At 63.7% G+C, this 16,205-nt stretch carries 15 protein-coding genes and 1 pseudogene; 10 read left to right on the forward strand and 6 right to left on the reverse strand.

Annotation, left to right across the window (positions count from 1 at the left end; translation table 11 throughout):
- Both MKK55_RS04665 and MKK55_RS04670 read left to right on the forward strand, forming a co-directional pair.
- Positions 1-1,226 (forward strand): replicative DNA helicase (locus MKK55_RS04665; protein WP_243933526.1); only part of this gene is annotated, 1,226 nt, incomplete at its 5' end.
- Positions 1,223-2,257, forward strand: a complete 1,035-nt coding sequence (locus MKK55_RS04670; RefSeq protein ID WP_243933528.1) for a DUF1376 domain-containing protein — start codon at positions 1,223-1,225, stop codon at positions 2,255-2,257. The genes MKK55_RS04665 and MKK55_RS04670, both read left to right, overlap by 4 nt.
- Before the next feature lie 175 nt (positions 2,258-2,432).
- On the opposite strand, the gene MKK55_RS04675 is transcribed toward MKK55_RS04670, so the two are convergent.
- Entirely contained in the window at positions 2,433-3,014 is a 582-nt protein-coding gene (locus MKK55_RS04675; protein WP_243933530.1) for a recombinase family protein, read from the reverse strand.
- 1,087 nt (positions 3,015-4,101) lie between these two features.
- Here MKK55_RS04675 and MKK55_RS04680 point away from each other — a divergent pair.
- From MKK55_RS04680 to MKK55_RS04690, 3 genes are read left to right on the forward strand one after another with little or no spacing between them, the layout of a single operon-like run.
- On the forward strand, positions 4,102-4,509 hold the full coding sequence (locus MKK55_RS04680) for a hypothetical protein (RefSeq protein ID WP_243933531.1): 408 nt from the start codon (positions 4,102-4,104) through the stop codon (positions 4,507-4,509).
- Positions 4,510-4,535: 26 nt separating this feature from the next.
- Positions 4,536-4,679 (forward strand): hypothetical protein, encoded by a 144-nt coding sequence (locus MKK55_RS04685; RefSeq protein WP_243933534.1) that lies wholly within the window; start codon positions 4,536-4,538, stop codon positions 4,677-4,679.
- Position 4,680: 1 nt separating this feature from the next.
- Positions 4,681-5,118, forward strand: coding sequence for a hypothetical protein (locus MKK55_RS04690; RefSeq protein WP_243933536.1), 438 nt, complete (start codon positions 4,681-4,683; stop codon positions 5,116-5,118).
- Positions 5,119-5,127: 9 nt separating this feature from the next.
- Here MKK55_RS04690 and MKK55_RS04695 read toward each other — a convergent pair whose 3' ends face one another.
- Positions 5,128-5,298: a hypothetical protein gene (locus MKK55_RS04695; RefSeq protein ID WP_243933538.1), complete on the reverse strand. Its 171-nt coding sequence runs from the start codon at positions 5,296-5,298 to the stop codon at positions 5,128-5,130.
- Between the two features lie 4 nt (positions 5,299-5,302).
- Between MKK55_RS04695 and MKK55_RS04700 the strand changes: the two genes are divergently transcribed.
- The 3 genes from MKK55_RS04700 to MKK55_RS04710 all read left to right on the forward strand — a co-directional run bounded on the left by MKK55_RS04700 (position 5,303) and on the right by MKK55_RS04710 (position 10,108).
- Entirely contained in the window at positions 5,303-7,834 is a 2,532-nt protein-coding gene (locus MKK55_RS04700) for a hypothetical protein (RefSeq protein WP_243933540.1), read from the forward strand.
- A 104-nt stretch (positions 7,835-7,938) separates the two neighbouring features.
- Positions 7,939-8,973, forward strand: coding sequence for a site-specific integrase (locus tag MKK55_RS04705; RefSeq protein WP_243933542.1), 1,035 nt, complete (start codon positions 7,939-7,941; stop codon positions 8,971-8,973).
- Between the two features lie 715 nt (positions 8,974-9,688).
- Positions 9,689-10,108, forward strand: a complete 420-nt coding sequence (locus MKK55_RS04710; RefSeq protein WP_243933544.1) for an EF-hand domain-containing protein — start codon at positions 9,689-9,691, stop codon at positions 10,106-10,108.
- Positions 10,109-10,512: 404 nt separating this feature from the next.
- Here the strand turns inward: MKK55_RS04710 and MKK55_RS04715 are convergent, their stop codons facing one another.
- Together MKK55_RS04715 and MKK55_RS04720 are read right to left on the reverse strand one after the other, a co-directional pair.
- Entirely contained in the window at positions 10,513-10,950 is a 438-nt protein-coding gene (locus tag MKK55_RS04715; protein WP_243933545.1) for a MucR family transcriptional regulator, read from the reverse strand.
- Positions 10,951-11,116: 166 nt separating this feature from the next.
- Positions 11,117-11,299: a hypothetical protein gene (locus tag MKK55_RS04720; RefSeq protein ID WP_243933546.1), complete on the reverse strand. Its 183-nt coding sequence runs from the start codon at positions 11,297-11,299 to the stop codon at positions 11,117-11,119.
- 200 nt (positions 11,300-11,499) lie between these two features.
- On the opposite strand from MKK55_RS04720, the gene MKK55_RS04725 reads away from it, so the two are divergent.
- Positions 11,500-12,051, forward strand: coding sequence for a MucR family transcriptional regulator (locus MKK55_RS04725; RefSeq protein ID WP_409566017.1), 552 nt, complete (start codon positions 11,500-11,502; stop codon positions 12,049-12,051).
- Positions 12,052-12,337: 286 nt separating this feature from the next.
- Entirely contained in the window at positions 12,338-12,793 is a 456-nt protein-coding gene (locus MKK55_RS04730) for a hypothetical protein (protein WP_243933547.1), read from the forward strand.
- 2,150 nt (positions 12,794-14,943) lie between these two features.
- Here MKK55_RS04730 and MKK55_RS04735 read toward each other — a convergent pair.
- Entirely contained in the window at positions 14,944-15,195 is a 252-nt protein-coding gene (locus tag MKK55_RS04735; protein WP_243933548.1) for a hypothetical protein, read from the reverse strand.
- A gap of 615 nt (positions 15,196-15,810) precedes the next feature.
- Positions 15,811-16,205: pseudogene (locus MKK55_RS04740) on the reverse strand (hypothetical protein); the annotation flags it as partial.

Consider the following 16,205-nt stretch of genomic DNA (forward strand, 5'->3'; position numbering starts at 1 on the left):
CCAGCGACGCACTTGACCTCGGGCGCATGAGGGCGGTGCATGGCAATGCGACCCTGGGCGGGGTCACGGTCGGGAAGTCCTTCGTCAACCTGATGCACGGCGCCACTACCATCCGCAACGCCCCCAGCTACGCCAGATTGGTCGCACAGGACGCGCGGATGCGGGCTGTATTCGAGACATCGCAGTTCGGCATCGCAGCGATTACTGGCAGCACCGTGCATGACCCGGCCGAGACCGCCGGCAGCATGATCGAGGCGCTGGACGCGGTGGCCAGTGCATCGCTCGCCGACCATGCCCGGCGCATCTCGCTCGGGACCAGCGCCGCCAACGTCCTCGCCCAAGCCAACGAGATCCGGCAGGGAGCGGCGCCCCGTGGAGTGCCCTACGGCGTGCCGAGGCTTGATGCCGCGACGCTCGGCATGCGGAGTGGGCAGCTCATCATCCTGGCCGGCCGGCCCGCCATGGGTAAAACGACGGTCGGCCTACATGTGGCCATTTCAGCCGCCCAGCACGCTGGCCCTGTCGGCTTCTTCTCCCTGGAGATGAACGCGGACCAGCTCAGCGAGCGTGTTCTCGCTGCGGTCGCTTACGATCCACGTGCGCGAGACGCGATCTCCTATCGCGCTATCGCCGAAGCGAAAAATCTTTCGAACGAGGCGATGGAGCGCCTGATTGAGGCGCAGCGGGTCTGCGCTGATATCCCTCTGTGGATCGAGCAGCAGGCCGGGCTCACGTTGGCCCAGATCGCGGCCCGAGCTCGCCAAATGCGCCTACAGGCCGAGCGACGGGGCCAAGCGCTGTCGGCGATCATCATCGACCACATCAGTTTGATTCGCCCGTCCAAGCGTTATGCGGGCAACCGTGTTCAGGAGATGACCGAGATCTCTTCCGGCCTGAAGGGGCTTGCGAAAGATCTTGGCATTCCTGTAGTGGCGCTTTGTCAGCTAAATCGCGAAGTAGAGAAGCGCCCTGATAAACGTCTCATGCTTTCGGATCTGCGGGAGAGCGGATCGATTGAGCAGGATGCCGACGTTGTCCTTGGACTGTTTCGTGAATCCTACTACCTAGAACGGAAGGTCGATAGAACGGACGAAGAGGAAGTTCGTCTTTCAGATAGCCAGAACGAGCTGGAGATCGAGATCCTGAAGCAGCGGTCCGGTCCGACAATCCGGGTTACGGCGTTCTGCGACATCGCCTGTAACATCCTTGCGGAGGCAGCGCGATGAAGGGCGAGTTCTACAAGATGGACTTCCGCGCCTGGAACACCGGTACGGTTGACCTGAGCCTTGAGCAGGAGGCTGCGTACCTGCGCCTCTGCCACGCGATGTACGATGCAGGTGGTCCGGTCCCGGGCTCCACCCGCTTCCTCATGAGCATCTTCCGGTGTGCCAACTCGAAGGCGGCCGGCCTCGTTAGACAGCTTGTGAAGGCCGGAAAAATCCAGCGCACGCCGGATGGCCTCCTGACTAACCGCAGGGTGACGACTGAGCTCTCGAACCGGGAGCGCCTATCGGAGACCAGGCGCGCGGCTGGCGAAATGGGGGGTAAAAGCCACCGTATCGCCGGGGGTGGCAAACAAAGTGAACCCCGAGTGACTAGCGAGTGCGGGTCGAGTGACCCCGGAGTGACCCCCGAGTGCGGGTCGAGTGACCATCCAGTGGCCCCTTCTAAGTCATTGAAAAATAACGATGCGGCGAAAGCAAATGCTTCGACGCTGCGAAGCAGAGGAGAGGAGAGGAGAGAAGAACCCCCTAAGGCCCCCAAGGGGGCGGACCCGGAAGGCTTCGCTGAGTTCTGGAAGGCTTACCCGAAACGGGACGGCGACAACTCCCGGAAGACGGCTCTGAGGGCCTACGGCAAGGTCATCGGCAGCGGTATCACCCCAGCGGCCATCCTGAGCGCCGTGCGAGCCCATGCCGCCGACATGCGCGCTAAGGGCAAGCTCGGGACCGAACTCGTCCCTATGGCCTCGACCTGGTTGAACCAGGGGCGGTTCGAGCGGTTCACCAATGCGCCAGAGGCTCATAGGGAGGCCGCACGGGCCGATCCGGCGGCACGGCTTGCCCGGGTGCCCGAGGACGAGTGGCGGGCCCGTGTGAGGTCCTGGGAGAGCCGCTGTGGCCATTGGCCATGGCAGGGCCTTACCGAGCCGCCAGACGATCCGCGAACGAAGGTGCCGGCGCACGTCCTCGCTGAGTTCGGGATCGACCATGGCGGGAGTGGTCGCCCCTCCCTCAGGCTGGTCGCAGCGGCATGATGGGGGTCGGGTTATCCGTTACCTGGAGGCGCATGATCGGCCCACGCCTATCATGCGCCCCAGCGGGCAAGCGCCGCCTCAGCTTCCGCCCGGCCGTCACGGATGCGGTAGATGGTGCCGCGGGACAGGTCAGTGGCCTTGGCGCCCGCTGCATTCGCCTAGGATCCATCGGCCGCTATAGGCCGAGGGGGCATGTCCGCTCCTCGACGGCCTTCGGGTTGAGGGCCCGATGCACAGAGCCTTTGCCGATGCTTAGCTTCTTCGCGATGGCGGCCATGCTCAGGCCCTCCGCCGATAGGGCCTTGATCTCCGCCATCTTGGCCCGCGCGGTGGGTTTGCGGCCCTTGTAGGCGCCCTCGCCCTTGGCTTTGGCGATCCCCTCTCGCTGGCGCTCCAGCATAATCTCTCGCTCGAACTGCGCCACGCCTCCCAGGACGTTGAGCATCAGCTTGCCGGTGGGGGTGGAGGTGTCGACGCCGAGGCTGACGATCCGCAGGGCGACGCCCTTCGCCGTGAGCGCGCCGAGGATCGTGCCAAGGTGCGAGACGGACCGCGCAAGCCGGTCGAGCTTGGTCACGACGAGGGTATCCCCCTCCCGCACGAAATCCAGGGCAGCTTCGAGCTGCGATCGGGTCCCGACCGAGGACACCTGTTCCTGATACAGCCGCTCGCATCCGAGCGCCTTGAGGTCTCGCACCTGCGCCTCAAGACCGGCGCCCTGTTCCAGGGTCGAGGTGCGGGCGTAGCCGACGAGCATAGAGGGATCCGGTTCGGTTCGTTCCAATAGGTTCTTAGATATAGAGGGGCGAGACGTTCCAAAAGGCAATCACATTCTATCGGAACGGTTGGGCAGAGCGCGGCCGTTCCAGGGATCGCCGTTCCGCTAGGGCAAGCCCTGTGGAACGGCGCGGCCGAGGCCGCCATTAGGAAATCATTCTAATCCAGCGCGATCCACTCGGACGCGCAGGTAGGCTGCGCCGATCGCCATGAGAAGCGCGGCCGCTCCCCACCAGCCGTGAATATCCCGGGCAATCCCGGGGCCGGCTGTCATCGTACCGCCAACCACGGACCTTCAATGACCTCCACCACCCTCGCTGCCTCAGCTCCCGTGGCAGCTCCCGCCCGCTTGCCCGCTCGTGTCGTTCCTGCCGGCTGGATTGCCGGCCGGGAGGCTAAGGCAGCGATCCCAGGCGCGGACTTCTACGATGCCATCGCTGCCGTGAGATTGTCACAGGGCCGGTTGTTGAGGAAATTGACCACCTCATGAAGCAGGGCAAAGTGGCAACCACCGCTCGGCGCCTTGCTGCGATCGGTGATCGGCGGGGTGATCCTACTAGATTAATTCCGGCATCGTTGGAGCGGCATCCCTTTTTATAGACGGGAAGTAATCGACCGCTTCCCGCGATTTGGTTGCAGCCCTCCCCTCGCCGGTTCGCTTACCATATTCGGTAAGACGCTGAGATATTGGGAGAAATCTACTTCCCTCGCCTGGTTCGAGTTGCCAAGGCAGAGAACCAGAGCCCGGGTACTTCCCGAAGGGAAAGCACGTCCCTTAGGGCCATTTCCCCTCTGAAACTGGGCAAAATCCTTCGGAAATCGGCAGTTTCGATCCCAAAACAGGGACAAAACGAACCGTTTTTAACGCGCAGATTGCGAACCCTTCCCCCGTTCGGGCCGCCGCCGGTCGGCCCGCCGCCCTGGCTCGTCGTCCATGGCGATCCCCCTGTCCGAAGATGCAGGGCCCCTCAAACCAGTACCTGCACCGCCCTTAGTGGCGGCCTCCCCGATGTCTTCGGACTCTGACCGGCCGAGACACACCACAACCAAGTGAATAAGGCCTCCCAATGACTGTGAAGATCCTTGAGGCCGGCGAGAGCGCCGCGCCCGTCGCCGCGCCGACCCCATCCGAAACGATCATCCGTGCGGCCCCGGCCCGCAAGGTGGCCGAGATTACGCTGCCGAGCGGCCGTGTGTTCGGTGTCCGTCGCCTCGGCCCGCTCGATCGCATGCTCGCCTCCAAGGCGATAGGCTCCGAGTTCGTGACGAATGCGATCTATGCAAATTACGCAATGATCGCGTGTTCGGTGACGTCCATCGATCGCTTTCCCGTCTCGATGCCGTCCTCGCAGGCCCAGATAGAGGCTTTGGTCTATCGGATCGGCGAGGACTGGGACGACCTGACCGAGGAGATGGGTAAGGCGTTCAAACCCGCCGAAGCCGAGGACTTCGATCCGGACGCCATAAAAAACTGACTGAGGATCCCGCTCTGCAGGAGTGCATGGCACTTATCGAGGGCGGGATCCCTTTCGACGTAGCGTTCAGCCTCGACCCGACGATGCGCCAAGCCATGTGCATCATCCGCGGGATCAACCGCGGCGGCATCTTCAATTTCAGTTCGTGGCGCTTCGAGGCGAGGGAATAGGGTGGCGCGCGACTTCAAATCGATCGGCGCCTTCATCGCGTACATGACCGGGCGCATCGCCACGCTACCAGCTGCGCAGAAGCGTGCGCTCGGGGAGGCGTCCGAAGTGGTCCTGAACGAGGCCAAGCGGCTCCCTGGCACCTATCAAGCCGGGTGGCCGGCGTTGCAGCCTAAGACGATCGTGCGGAAGGCAACCGGCGATAGCCCCCTCCTCGAGACCGGGGAAATGCGGGACAGCTACGCCCGCAAGGTCGTCAGCGCTACCGAGGCCGTCGTCGGATCCGACGACGACAAGGCGCTATGGCACGAGCTCGGGACGTCGCGCGGGATCCCGCCGCGGCCGGTGCTCAAGGCCGCAGCCGTCGCCAAGGAGGGTGAGGTGCGCGCCATCCTCGGCGGCGCAGTCTATCGCCATCTCGCTGGCATCACGAACCGCTAGCGGCGTGTCCTAGCGCAGGGTGATCATGGATGAGGCGTTCATCGTCTCTTCCTTGATCGCCTTCGTACACCCGTCATGCAACATCATAACCCTTCGATCATCGAAGGCAAAATAATCGGCGCGAAGCAACAGCTGTATTTGTCCATTTAGATGCAGCGTCTCCTCCGGCACAGCAAACATGTGAGTGCTGCTCGTGGATGTTTATCGAATTCAAACCAGCATGACGCTGGCCGGCAACCTCGCCCCCGATCTGGCGAAGATGCTCAAGACCATGTCAGCCCTTGAGCAGAAGGCCAAGGGAGTCGAAAAAGCTGTCGCCCGATGGGGCTCACCCGCCGATCGCGCCGCATCATCCGTCGATCGGTTTAACAAAGCGCTGTCAGGCGCGCATCGCGGCGCGAGCGGCGTCGAAAAGGAACTGGCACGCATCAGCCGGGCCCTGACCGGGTTCAAGGGCGGCGGGAACGGCCTCGACCGTGAAATGGCGAAGTGGGCCTCGGCGATCGGCAAGCCCCTCGTGGAGATGAGGACGATGCGCCGTGAGACCCAGGGGGTCGCGAGCGCCGCGCGCGGGGTGACCTCGTCGATCTCGGGCTGGACGAGCCGGATTAACTCGGCCGCCGGCGCGATGCGGAAGCTCCAATCGGCGGCCCAGAACGTCAACCTGCCGTCGCCCGGCCGTATGGGCGGTGGCCGCGGCGGTGCCGGTAGCGCGTCCCCTGGCGGCACCCACGGCGGGCGTCGCGGGGCCGGTGGCCGTCGCGGCCATGGTGGCGGGCATGGTGGCCTTGCCGGGCACGAGGGATCCGCCCTCGCCGGCATCGTCGGCGTCACCGGTGGCGTTCACCTCATGGAGAACGTTGCCGAGACCGGCATCGACATGCGGCACATCGAGCTCGGCATGCGCCAGACCGGCGCCAACCCCGAGCAGATCGCCCACGCCCGGTCGACCGCCTACAAGGGATCGCAGGACTTCCCGAACCTGTCGCCGCTCGAGATCTTCGAGCACATCAACGACCTGCGCGGCATCCTTGGCGATATCGACAAGGCGACCCACGAGGCACCCGACATCCTACCCGAGTTCGCGGCCCTGAAGGCCAAGGCCGGCAACAAGGGCGCCAAGACTGCCGTCTCCGAAATCTACACCGCGGTGAAGTCGGCCGAGTCCGCCAACGAGATCACCGCCGATGGTGTCAAAAAGCACGTCAACTCCCTGACCCGGCTGGCGTTCTGGTATGGCGACCAGTTGAACCCGTCGAAGTATTTCAGCGCGCAGAAGAGCGCCGGTCAGATGCTCAACCTGACCAGCGACCGGTTCCGGTACGGCCCGTTTGCCGCGCTGACACAGGAGATTGGCCAGCGAGCCGGCACCCAGTTCGGGACGTTCGCGGCGAAGGGCATCGCCGGGCTACGGATGCAGGTCGCCGGCCTCGATGAGGCCAAGAAGATGGGCCTCCTTCAGCCCAACACGATCCAGTTGAGCAAGACGGGTCGCGTGAAGCCCGGTGCGCAGTTTTCGGATACCGGCCTCGACGGCAAAACGTATGATCGCGCGGCCGACCCAGACCTCTGGCTTTACAACAACGTGATCCCCAAGCTGAAAGCAGGGGGTATCGACACCGACAACAAGGCGGATCTGCTCCGCGAGCTTGGAAAAATCTTTACCGACAAGAACGCCTACGGGTTCCTGTTCGAGTTGGCGCAGCAGAAGAACAAGCTGGAAAAGGACTCCGCCGGTTTTGCGGGTACGTTAGGGGATACGACCCGGTACCGGAAGGAAGATCCCTACGCGGTCATCCAAGGAACGAAGTCGCAAGCAAACGCTGTGGCGACAGCCCTATCGGATCCGGGTATTCCGCTCTTCGTCCAGAACCTGACGAGGATCAACGCTGCCCTCGGTGGTTTGGCTGACACGCTCGAGAAGCATCCCGTGGTCGCTGAAGCTGGCTTTGGGCTGGCGGGCGCCGCAGCCGGTGGCGTCGCCACGGCGGGTGCCACAGCCCTAGCGCTCGCAGCCGTAACGACACTCTCCGTTCCTGCGCTGGCGATCGGCGCCGGTGCCGCAGTAACGATCGCCACGCTGTCGATCCCCTGGGACAAGATCTGGGCTTCTATGGGCTTCGGCCCGGGCATCGCCAATGGGGCGAAAACCGATCACGGCGTTACGTCCAACCCGTCGGACATGCTTCCTGGCGTCGCCTCGGAGGGTAAGGGCCCCTACGACATCGCGAAGGACAAGGCCCGGGCTGCCGGCACTCAGGGGCTGGGCCTTTCACCCGAGAACGTCGCGGCATCGATTGATCAGGCTGCAGCTGCCCTTGGCAGGACAAGCACCGTAGCGCCCCCGGCTGCGACCGGCCTTGAGAGTTCGGCGGATGGGCTTGGGAAGGTCAGCGCTGCCGCTGGCGGCGTTCCTGGGGTGCTCAACGCGGCGGCGGCGGCCTTCTCCAACTTCATCTCAAAGATGAATGCTACGGCGGTGGCGGCGCCCGCCGGCGCTGCTCCGGCCGTCCCGGGCAAGCAGTCCTCGGTGATCCATCGTGGCGGCTCCGCGCCGATCCACGTCGCGACGTCGGTGCAACTCGACGGCCGGACGGTTGGGCGTTCGGTGACCCGCCATCAGGTCGCCGAGGCGAACACCCGGAACGGCACCGGCCTGTTCGACGACAACAGCCTGAAAACCCCGGTTGGATACAGCGGTCCGACAGTCGCGTAGGGAGCCAGAGCCTGTAAAACCGCGGCCCCTGAGTGCTTTTAGCATGATCTGAAAACGTACCTCAGGGGCCTATAATAGTGAATTATCGGACGCATGGGAAAACCATGAGTAACGAACTGATCCTCATCGAGAATTTGCATTCTGAACGCCTTCCAGTTCCGATCGAAATTCGAGCGTTTACAGGCCAAGCCCGAGACTATGCCGACCAAGCCCGATCCGTAAGCACGCGCCGGTCGTATGCCGGCGACGTTCGATCCTGGATCTCGTGGTGCGAGGTCCACAACGCGTGCCCCTTGCCGGCGAGCGCAGCGACGCTGCTGGCCTATCTGATCGATGGCGCCGAGCGGCTCAAGGTCTCCACCCTACGCCGGCACCTCACTGCGATCCGCGAGTACCATGCAGTTTCGGGGTATGCGGTTGATACGGCCTCGGCCGCCTTCAAGGACACCTGGAGGGGGATCCAGCGCGTCAAGGGCTGCCCGGCCAACAAGAAGTCCCCTCTCATGACGGCGGACCTTCGCCGGGCGGTCGAAGCGCTCCCCGCAACACTGACTGGAAAGCGCGATCGGGCGATCCTGCTCATCGGATTTGCCGCTGCACTGCGCCGATCCGAACTCGCCTCGCTCGAGGTCACCGCCCGCGATGGCGCCTCGCGGATCGAGGATCGCCCGGATGGGCTTGTCGTATTTTTGTCGCGGAGCAAGACGGATCAGGGTGGTGTCGGCACGGAGGTTGGCATCCCGTTCGGCAGTAATCCGGCTACGTGCCCCGTGCGTAACTTTCGGGCGTGGTTGAAGGCTGCCAAGATAAAGACTGGCCCGGCGTTCCGGCCGATTACTCGCCATGGGAAGCTCGGAGAGAAGGCAATCACCGGCCGGGCCGTTGCCCGGATCGTGAAGCGGGCTATCGTGGCCCAGGCGATGGCTGATGGCGCCTCGCGTAGGCAGGCAGAGCAAAGGGCAGAGGCCTTCTCTGGTCACAGCCTTCGGTCGGGGCTGGCGACTTCTGCCGCAGCCAACGACGCGCCGGGCCACGCGATCCAAAAACAGCTTCGTCATAAGCGGTTCGACACGACGGCCGGCTACATCCGGACGGGACAGCTTTTCAAACAGAATGCGGCTGGCATGGCTGGCTTGTGAGGTCCGCTGAGGTCTTTTCGAGCTTCAATGTGATGCCTTAGGAACGCGGGTAGCGAAGCGGTACGCGCTTCAGTCCTCTTCCATACGCAGAGATATCAGGCCTACATTCGACTCCAGGTCACCTTTCATGATGGGGGGATCTCGTCCACTCGGCGGTGACGATGAACACCGAGAGCCGGCGGCCTGCGGAACCTGTCGGGCGCGGCCGGCGCCTTCCTCAAGGTGCCGAGACGGCGCCTATTGTCTATCAAGTTGCATGATCTACATTCGTCGCTGGATCACGCCCGCCATTAGTGAGCCCGCCCTCTCGGAGGCGACATAAAAAGACCGAGAGCCGGCGGCCTACTTGCACATGGGAGAGGCGTGGCCGGCACCTTCTTCAGGGCGTTGAGGTAGCAGCCCTTGTCGAGGGGCGTGTCGGAGACAGCCGCGAGGGCGTCAGGCTCGATCCGTTCGCTGCGCGCGACATCCTGGCGCACGGTGCGGGGAGCGCGCCCGGTTGGCGATGCTGGATGAGAACCTAATGAAGGCAGAGCTGTCGCCAGGGCAGAGCGCGGCGGGAAATCGCAGCGCAAGCTCGAGTAGGGCTTTTCGTTCTCTAGCCCCTATCGGACAGATCGAATTAGCTATCGAGACCTCGTGATCGCCTACAGGGGAACGCCCTGCCCTAGGATCGATTGAGGAGCCGCCCTTCTCATGGCCCGGAGATCTGTTCATGCGCTCTTTTGCTCGCTTCACAGCCGCCCTTACAGTAACGGCCTTGGTGGTGCCGGTTGCTCTCTCTTTCCCGGCGCATGCTCGTTCATCGAGCCAAGAGCGCACGATGAAGATGATGGACACCGACAACGATGGAACAATCGATCTGCGGGAGGCGCAGGCCGCCGGCGAAGCAACTTTCGATAAGCTCGAGACGGACAAGGACGGCTCGCTTACGGCGAAGGAGCTCGGCGGCCGGGTCAGCAAGAAAGATTTGAAGGCGGCCGATGGCGATAGCGACGGCTCACTCGACAAGAAGGAGTATAGCGCCCTGATCGAGCAGCGCTTCAAGGCGGCCGATCCGGATGGTGATGGCAAGCTCGACGCGAAGGAACTGAAGAAGCCAGCCGGCCGGGCTCTCATGCAGCTGCTGAAGTAGGCGGCCGAACGACCGCTGCGAGTCAGGTCGAGGACGAAGCGGGGGGGGGCGTGCAACTCCGACAGTACCGCTCCCTCGGAACATCTGCTCGCCGCAGGCTTTCGCCGATCAGGTAAGACGGCGGAGAGCGTGATGGTTCAGGACAACGCAGAGATGACGGAGGCCACCGGCACCTTGCCGCCGGGCCATCCGCTCGACCCCGCAAAAGCGCCGCCGCCCTCGGCCGATAGCGCGGGCCCGACCTCACCCGGGCTGCCTGATCCAAAGCCGGACCGCGCGCCCGTGAGCGGCGGCTACGATGGGAAGCCGCCGTCGACCGGCTCTAGCAACTTGAAGGGTGGCTACGGGGCAGGTTGAGCCACCTCCAAAGCCCGCCGCGGTCTAGCGGCGGGCCCTGTGGCCCTCTAGGCGGCCATGCGGCGAGGCCGACCTAGGCCGAGCTCGCGCGCCAGGGCTGATCGTTTTTCGGAATAGCTCGCTGCGGTCATGGGGTAGTCGGCCGGTAGGCCGAAGCGTTTGCGGTAGCTGTGCGGGCCAAGCCCGTGACCGTTCAGGTGTCGCTTCAGCGTCTTATAGGGCTTGCCATCGATGAAGCTGACCAGCCCGTCGGGCCGGATCGATTTGCGGATCTCTGCCGGTGTCGGCAGCGCGACTTCATCGTCCGGGGCGTTGGCACCATCGGTAACTGTCCCGCTGGCGATATTGTTGAGAGCCGAATGAACGGTGCTCATCAATCCCGGAAGCTCCACCGCCGGTATGTGATTGTTTGAGACGTAGGCCATCACAATTTTGTTGACCAACGCAATCGTATCGGCGCTCTGTGCTTGATTTTTATGCATCATTTGGTTGTTCTTTCATATTCGATGCAAATTAGGATCGCTTAATATAAGAGCCAATACAAGTCTCACGCGTCAATAAACCGCACGGATCATTTGTGTTTTGCATTCATACTGCAAAGATCGGGCAGCTTTGGCAATCGTAGTGGGAGGTAAGAACCGGGGCGCCCCTTCAGGGCAGCCCCGGCTCTTGCACATCGCTCGGTGGCAGCGATGACAAGGCGAGATGCGTCTGGCTGTTCCCGGTCGCCGAGGCGTTGGGGTCGAGACCGTCGCCTGGTGCCGCCATGCTGGCTGTGTTTGCACCCAGCAGGAGGCCGAGCGCCAGGGTCGTGCCGAGGATGGGCTTGTTCATGGATAGAGCCTTCCACGGCGTGATGCCGTCGAATCGGGACAGAAACAGAGTAGCCAAGTTCCTGCGTGAACGTGCTTTTGGGGTGTTCTCACGGTTTTATGAGGACACCTGATCGGCTTCAGTATTTTCCGCCAAGCTATCACTTGACGATCCGGCGGAGTGTGTAGAGCAGTAGGCCTCCTTTTGTGGAGGAGACGACCTTGGACGATCAAGTCGAAACTCAATCGACCAATTTCATGGAACTCGCGGCCGACCTCGTGGCGGCCTACGTGTCGAACAACAACGTGCCGGTGTCCGAACTGCCGAACGTGATCGCTTCGGTTCACGCGGCATTTACTGGCCTTGCCAACGAAGCACCGGCCGAGCCCGCTGGCCCGGAGAAGCCGACGCCGGCGCAGATCAAGAAGTCGATCACGCCGGACGCGCTGATCTCCTTCATCGACGGCAAGCGGTACAAGACGCTCAAGCGCCACGTTACCAAGGCTGGCCTCACGATGGAGACCTACCGGGCCCGCTACAGCCTCCCGGCGGACTACCCGTCGACCGCCGCAAGCTACTCTGCCCAGCGTTCCGAGCTTGCTCGGTCTCTCGGCCTCGGCCAGCAACGTCGCAAGGCGGCCCCCATGGCCTCCGCAGTGGACGAGATGGTTGCTGAGGCGCCGAAGACCGCCAAGGGCAAGCCCAAGGCCGCTAAGGCCTCGGAGGCAGCTCCGAAGGCACGTGGCCGGAAGAAGGCCGCCGAGACGGCCTGACGCCGCTCGGCGCCTCGGCATGGCGCGTTCTGACACCCGTTGCCGTGCGTCAGCTGCCGCTCGGAACACCCGAGCAGCAAGGAGGTTAAATCAGCAACGCTGCCGGGCCTTGATCCCCATCTTGCCTCCCGGCAATGTAGCGCTCGACTACGGCTCATCTCCCCGTAGTCGAGCGCGAATGTTCGTCAGAAACATTCAGACAAGAAAACGCGACAATGCGTCAAGATCCTGCGCGGATCGCATCGACGGGTGGTCGCGTTGCTCTATCAGATTGCTTGGATAGGAGATGATCCTGATGAAACGACTTGCACTCGCATCGACCGCGCTTGTTGCTGCTCTCGCTTTCATGCCCGCGAGCGCTGATGCCCGTGGCTTCGGCGGTGGCGGCGGCTTCCGAGGCGGCGGTGGTGGCTTCGGCGGTGGCTTTGGTCGTGGCGGGTTCGGCGGCGGGTTCCGCGGAGCTGGGTTCCGGGGTGGATACGGCGGCGGCTATGGCCGGGGCTTCTACGGTCGTGGATACGGTGGCCGGGGTTACGGTTATGGCCTTGGTGGCCTCGGTCTCGGGGTGGGGCTCGGCCTTGCAGCGGGCGGCCTCTATGGTGGCTATGGTGGCTACGGTTACGGCTATGACGACGGCTACTACGGCGGTGGATACGCCCCTGTAGGCTACGGTGGTTACGGCTATGGCTATCGTCGTCCGCTCTATCGTTACGGCTACGGACCCTACGGTTACGGCTACTGATTTAAGTTCTTCATAGTAGTTGAGAATATGGAGGCCCGGCCGCTTGCAAAGCGGTCGGGCTTTTTGCTGATTAATTCCCGCAGATTTTTCGAGAAATCAATCTATGGGTTAAATAATATCACAATCGTCATGCTGCCTAACTCGGCACTCTGCGCCCCATTGTGGCACACCGCAGCGCCTGTCGTGATGACGTTCTTCTAACCAAGCGCCGGCACCCTGCACTCGGGCCAAGTTGCGTATCGGCCTAGCTGGTGAGATCCGGGGCTCCCCCGTCCCGTGAGCAGATCGGGACGGGGCCGAACTGTTCGGCCGTCCAAGAAACCTTCAGATGCCACCTCACGATAGAACGCTCCTCACCGATGAGGCCCTCGCTCAGCTCGCGCGCCGATGGTTCGCAGACGTGCGGGCCGAGCATCCCGAACCGCGCTTGAGCGGTCAGCAGCGGGATACAACCGGCGAAGTCGGAGCTGGAGCGCTCGATTGGCTGTTCGGCGGCAGTGACAGCGACACCGTCGGGGATGATGGTGGAGATTAAGGATGGGCGAATTTCACCGCCCTCAGCAGTTCCCCATCTGCAACCGGGTTGGAGCTTACGGGTTGAGGAAGCGTCGCCGTTCGGCGACTGAGGTTTCTCCCATGCTGCTAATCGCGTCCCTCGTCGCCGGCACCTTCGCGCTTGCCGGTTCCTTCTCGCTCATCGCCATCATTGCGGAGTGAGACGGATGGCACCCGCCAGTCGGTGATCGGATGGCGGGGCCGAACTCGTAGGCATTGAGCGTAACGCGCTCAATGCTGTCGCGACGAACGCTCAGCGCGCTCCGGCGGCCCCTGTCGACGGGCTGCTCATGCCCGACGAGCCAGCGCCCGGCGCACCGGTCCCTGTGCTCATCCCGTTCGCTCCCGGGGCCGTCATCGGGGTAGAGCCCGTGCCGCCGCCGGCGTTCGCGCCGCCAGGGGTAGCGAGTTCCTTCGGCTGGCCGGTGGTTGAACCGCCAGTGCTGCTGGCCCCCATCCCAGTTCCGGTCGTGCCCGAGGGGCCAGTTGCTTGTGCGAGCGCGGCGCCGGACAGCGCCAAGGTGAACGAGGCGGCGAGTGCGAGTGTTTTAATCGACATAAGTGTTCCTCACGCTGCGCCAATACCGGCGCGTTGATACTAAAATCAAACGTGCGCGCGGTCGTTTTTGTTCAATAATCTGTGCGCTAGTGATTGAGCCCTATCTGCCTTGTAGGCTCTCGGCGAATTCGTCCGGCACCTCACCGAACTGACCAGGAACGTGGCGCTCTCAAGCTCAATGGTCTCGTCGTCGGCAACGATCTTGAGCGCCGCGGTGCCGGGCATCCAGCCGGCCATAGTCTTGATCCGGCCGTGTAGCTACAGCCAAGGCAACGATCTATTAACCTTGTCCCGCCAGGTTGCCCTTAGCGACCGGCTGATGGCCGAGCGCCGGCAGAGCAGCACCGCCCTGGGGGGGGGGGCACGGTGCGGCCTCGTCGGCGCCGTCGCGAACCACTCAGCGCCGAGCCGAATTACCTTCGCTCTCGTCCTGAGCGAAGAGCCCAGCATGGCCAAAGATCTAGAGGGCCCAGAGACCGGTAAAAGCGTAGCGTGGCGGTCGTCCTACCGAGGCGTCCTATCTCTCGATGATGACCGAACGAGCATCGTCATCATCGACGCCCCCAACGATGAGGACGCGCTCGCGCTTATGAGTTGGATCGCTGAGGGCCGCGCGTTCGAGCTTTGGAACGGGCGCACATGGATCGGCCAGTCTCCCCTACGATAGCCCTCCGACCTCAAGCGAAGCGACGGAGCTTAGGCCTCGGATTGACGATGGGTGACGTGCATCGTCACCGTCAGGTCGCAGCGTTGGGGTGCGGTGAAGATGTACCGCAGTAGGCTTTTGGGATCAGCGGGCATCCAGTGTGCATCCGTCGATGTGTGAGCCTGTGCTTCACAGGAGCCGTGTAGCTCCCCATGATCGACACTGCCCCATGGCAAATCGAGCATCGCTTCGGAGCCAAACGGTATTTACTCCTTGCCTCAAGAAGGCTCATGGGCATCCAGACGCCGTTGATCTTGGCCTCGCATTTCGGTTCGACAGTCTTCGGCATCTCGTTGTGGTGCCACGGCAGTCGCCAACGCGCCAGTGCAGCTACTGCGCGTCGTCCGCACCGACCATCCGAACAGTCGCGCCAAGCCGGTTCCGGTCGAGCCCCTTCGCGACGTAGCGCTCATCCACGCGGGCAACTCGCACCGGCGCCGGGGTACGTCCCACGATGCTCAGATTGCCCCGTACAGCCTGTTCGAGCTGCATCCGCACCGCGCCATCCGCCAGCGCGGCGAGGCCGCCCACGGTGACAACCACGAGGGCGCTGCGGGTGAGGATCGAGGTGAGGCTGAGCATGGGCAGGCACCTGAAGGATGCCTCACGGTAGCCGAAGGCCTCTGCGAAGGCTGCTACGCCTGCGACACAGCCGGCACAAAAAGCGAACAGGCCTACCAGATGGTGAGCCTGTTCGCGGGCTTCAGTAGGCGCGAGACCGGGGCGGCGGGGGCGGGCCATCGTCGTCATCATCCGGTGGAGGTGGTCCCCGGCGACGCGGCGGAAGTGGCGGTCTGTCGTCATCGAAGTCCGGCGGAGGCGGCCGGTAGCGGTGAGGCGGAGGCGGTGGCCTGTCGAAGTCCTCGTCCGGCGGGGGTGGAGGGCGCCGATCGTCGTAGGGCTGTGCCGAAGCGCAGGCCGCCGCGAGGACGAACAGAGCAGCGCCGGCAAGAAGCGCGCGCATGGGATCTCCATAGGACGAGCGTACGGGGAGTGCTGTCGCGGATGAACGACCAGCCAAGCCTCTAGGTTCGCTTAGGAGTAGGCGCCAGCATCCTCCTGCAAAACAGCGTCCGCCATCACTGCTGTTTGTGCTCCAGGTAATTGTGCAGGATGTGGCAGAACGGACAGAAGGCTGCCAGGACGGGCAATAACCTGACCCCCTCCCGCCGGGCGGGAGCCGGGCGGGAGGGGCGCTCAGAACTCGCCGCCGAGCCCGGCTCGCACCCCGTGGCCGCCGTCGCCGCCATAGGCGTAGCCGACGTTGATCGCCAGCGGCACGGCGGTCGGCAGGCGATGGGAAAGCGCTACGCCGCCGGCCCACTCGCCGCGATAGGTCGCGCTGTTGAGGACCCAGGTGGTGCGGCCGGGCGCCGAGGGCATCGACGCGGTCGGCATCGCCAGCGCCGTGGCGACGCCCTGGCGTGCCTCGCGCCGGGTCTCGGTGGTGTATTGTGACAGGGCGTTCGTGCGCGATTCCAGCGCGCCGACGCGGGACTCGACGCCGCCGATCCGCCCTTCCGCCGAGTCGAGGCGGGAGCCGAGGCCGGCGATGGTGCTCGGGCCGTAGCCGGAGGTCGCGAGGTTGCCCG

It is taken from the genome of Methylobacterium sp. J-059 (genome assembly GCF_022829485.1).
GTDB lineage: Bacteria > Pseudomonadota > Alphaproteobacteria > Rhizobiales > Beijerinckiaceae > Methylobacterium.

What these genes read in the sequence shown, in the direction of transcription:
- MKK55_RS04670 (WP_243933528.1), top strand. Translation starts at nt 1,223, where the DNA reads ATGAAGGGCGAGTTCTACAAGATGGACTTCCGCGCCTGGAACACCGGT.
- MKK55_RS04675 (WP_243933530.1), bottom strand. Translation starts at nt 3,014, where the DNA reads ATGCTCGTCGGCTACGCCCGCACCTCGACCCTGGAACAGGGCGCCGGT.
- MKK55_RS04680 (WP_243933531.1), top strand. Translation starts at nt 4,102, where the DNA reads ATGACTGTGAAGATCCTTGAGGCCGGCGAGAGCGCCGCGCCCGTCGCC.
- MKK55_RS04685 (WP_243933534.1), top strand. Translation starts at nt 4,536, where the DNA reads ATGGCACTTATCGAGGGCGGGATCCCTTTCGACGTAGCGTTCAGCCTC.
- MKK55_RS04695 (WP_243933538.1), bottom strand. Translation starts at nt 5,298, where the DNA reads ATGTTTGCTGTGCCGGAGGAGACGCTGCATCTAAATGGACAAATACAG.
- MKK55_RS04705 (WP_243933542.1), top strand. Translation starts at nt 7,939, where the DNA reads ATGAGTAACGAACTGATCCTCATCGAGAATTTGCATTCTGAACGCCTT.
- MKK55_RS04710 (WP_243933544.1), top strand. Translation starts at nt 9,689, where the DNA reads ATGCGCTCTTTTGCTCGCTTCACAGCCGCCCTTACAGTAACGGCCTTG.
- MKK55_RS04715 (WP_243933545.1), bottom strand. Translation starts at nt 10,950, where the DNA reads ATGATGCATAAAAATCAAGCACAGAGCGCCGATACGATTGCGTTGGTC.
- MKK55_RS04720 (WP_243933546.1), bottom strand. Translation starts at nt 11,299, where the DNA reads ATGAACAAGCCCATCCTCGGCACGACCCTGGCGCTCGGCCTCCTGCTG.
- MKK55_RS04730 (WP_243933547.1), top strand. Translation starts at nt 12,338, where the DNA reads ATGATCCTGATGAAACGACTTGCACTCGCATCGACCGCGCTTGTTGCT.
- MKK55_RS04735 (WP_243933548.1), bottom strand. Translation starts at nt 15,195, where the DNA reads ATGCTCAGCCTCACCTCGATCCTCACCCGCAGCGCCCTCGTGGTTGTC.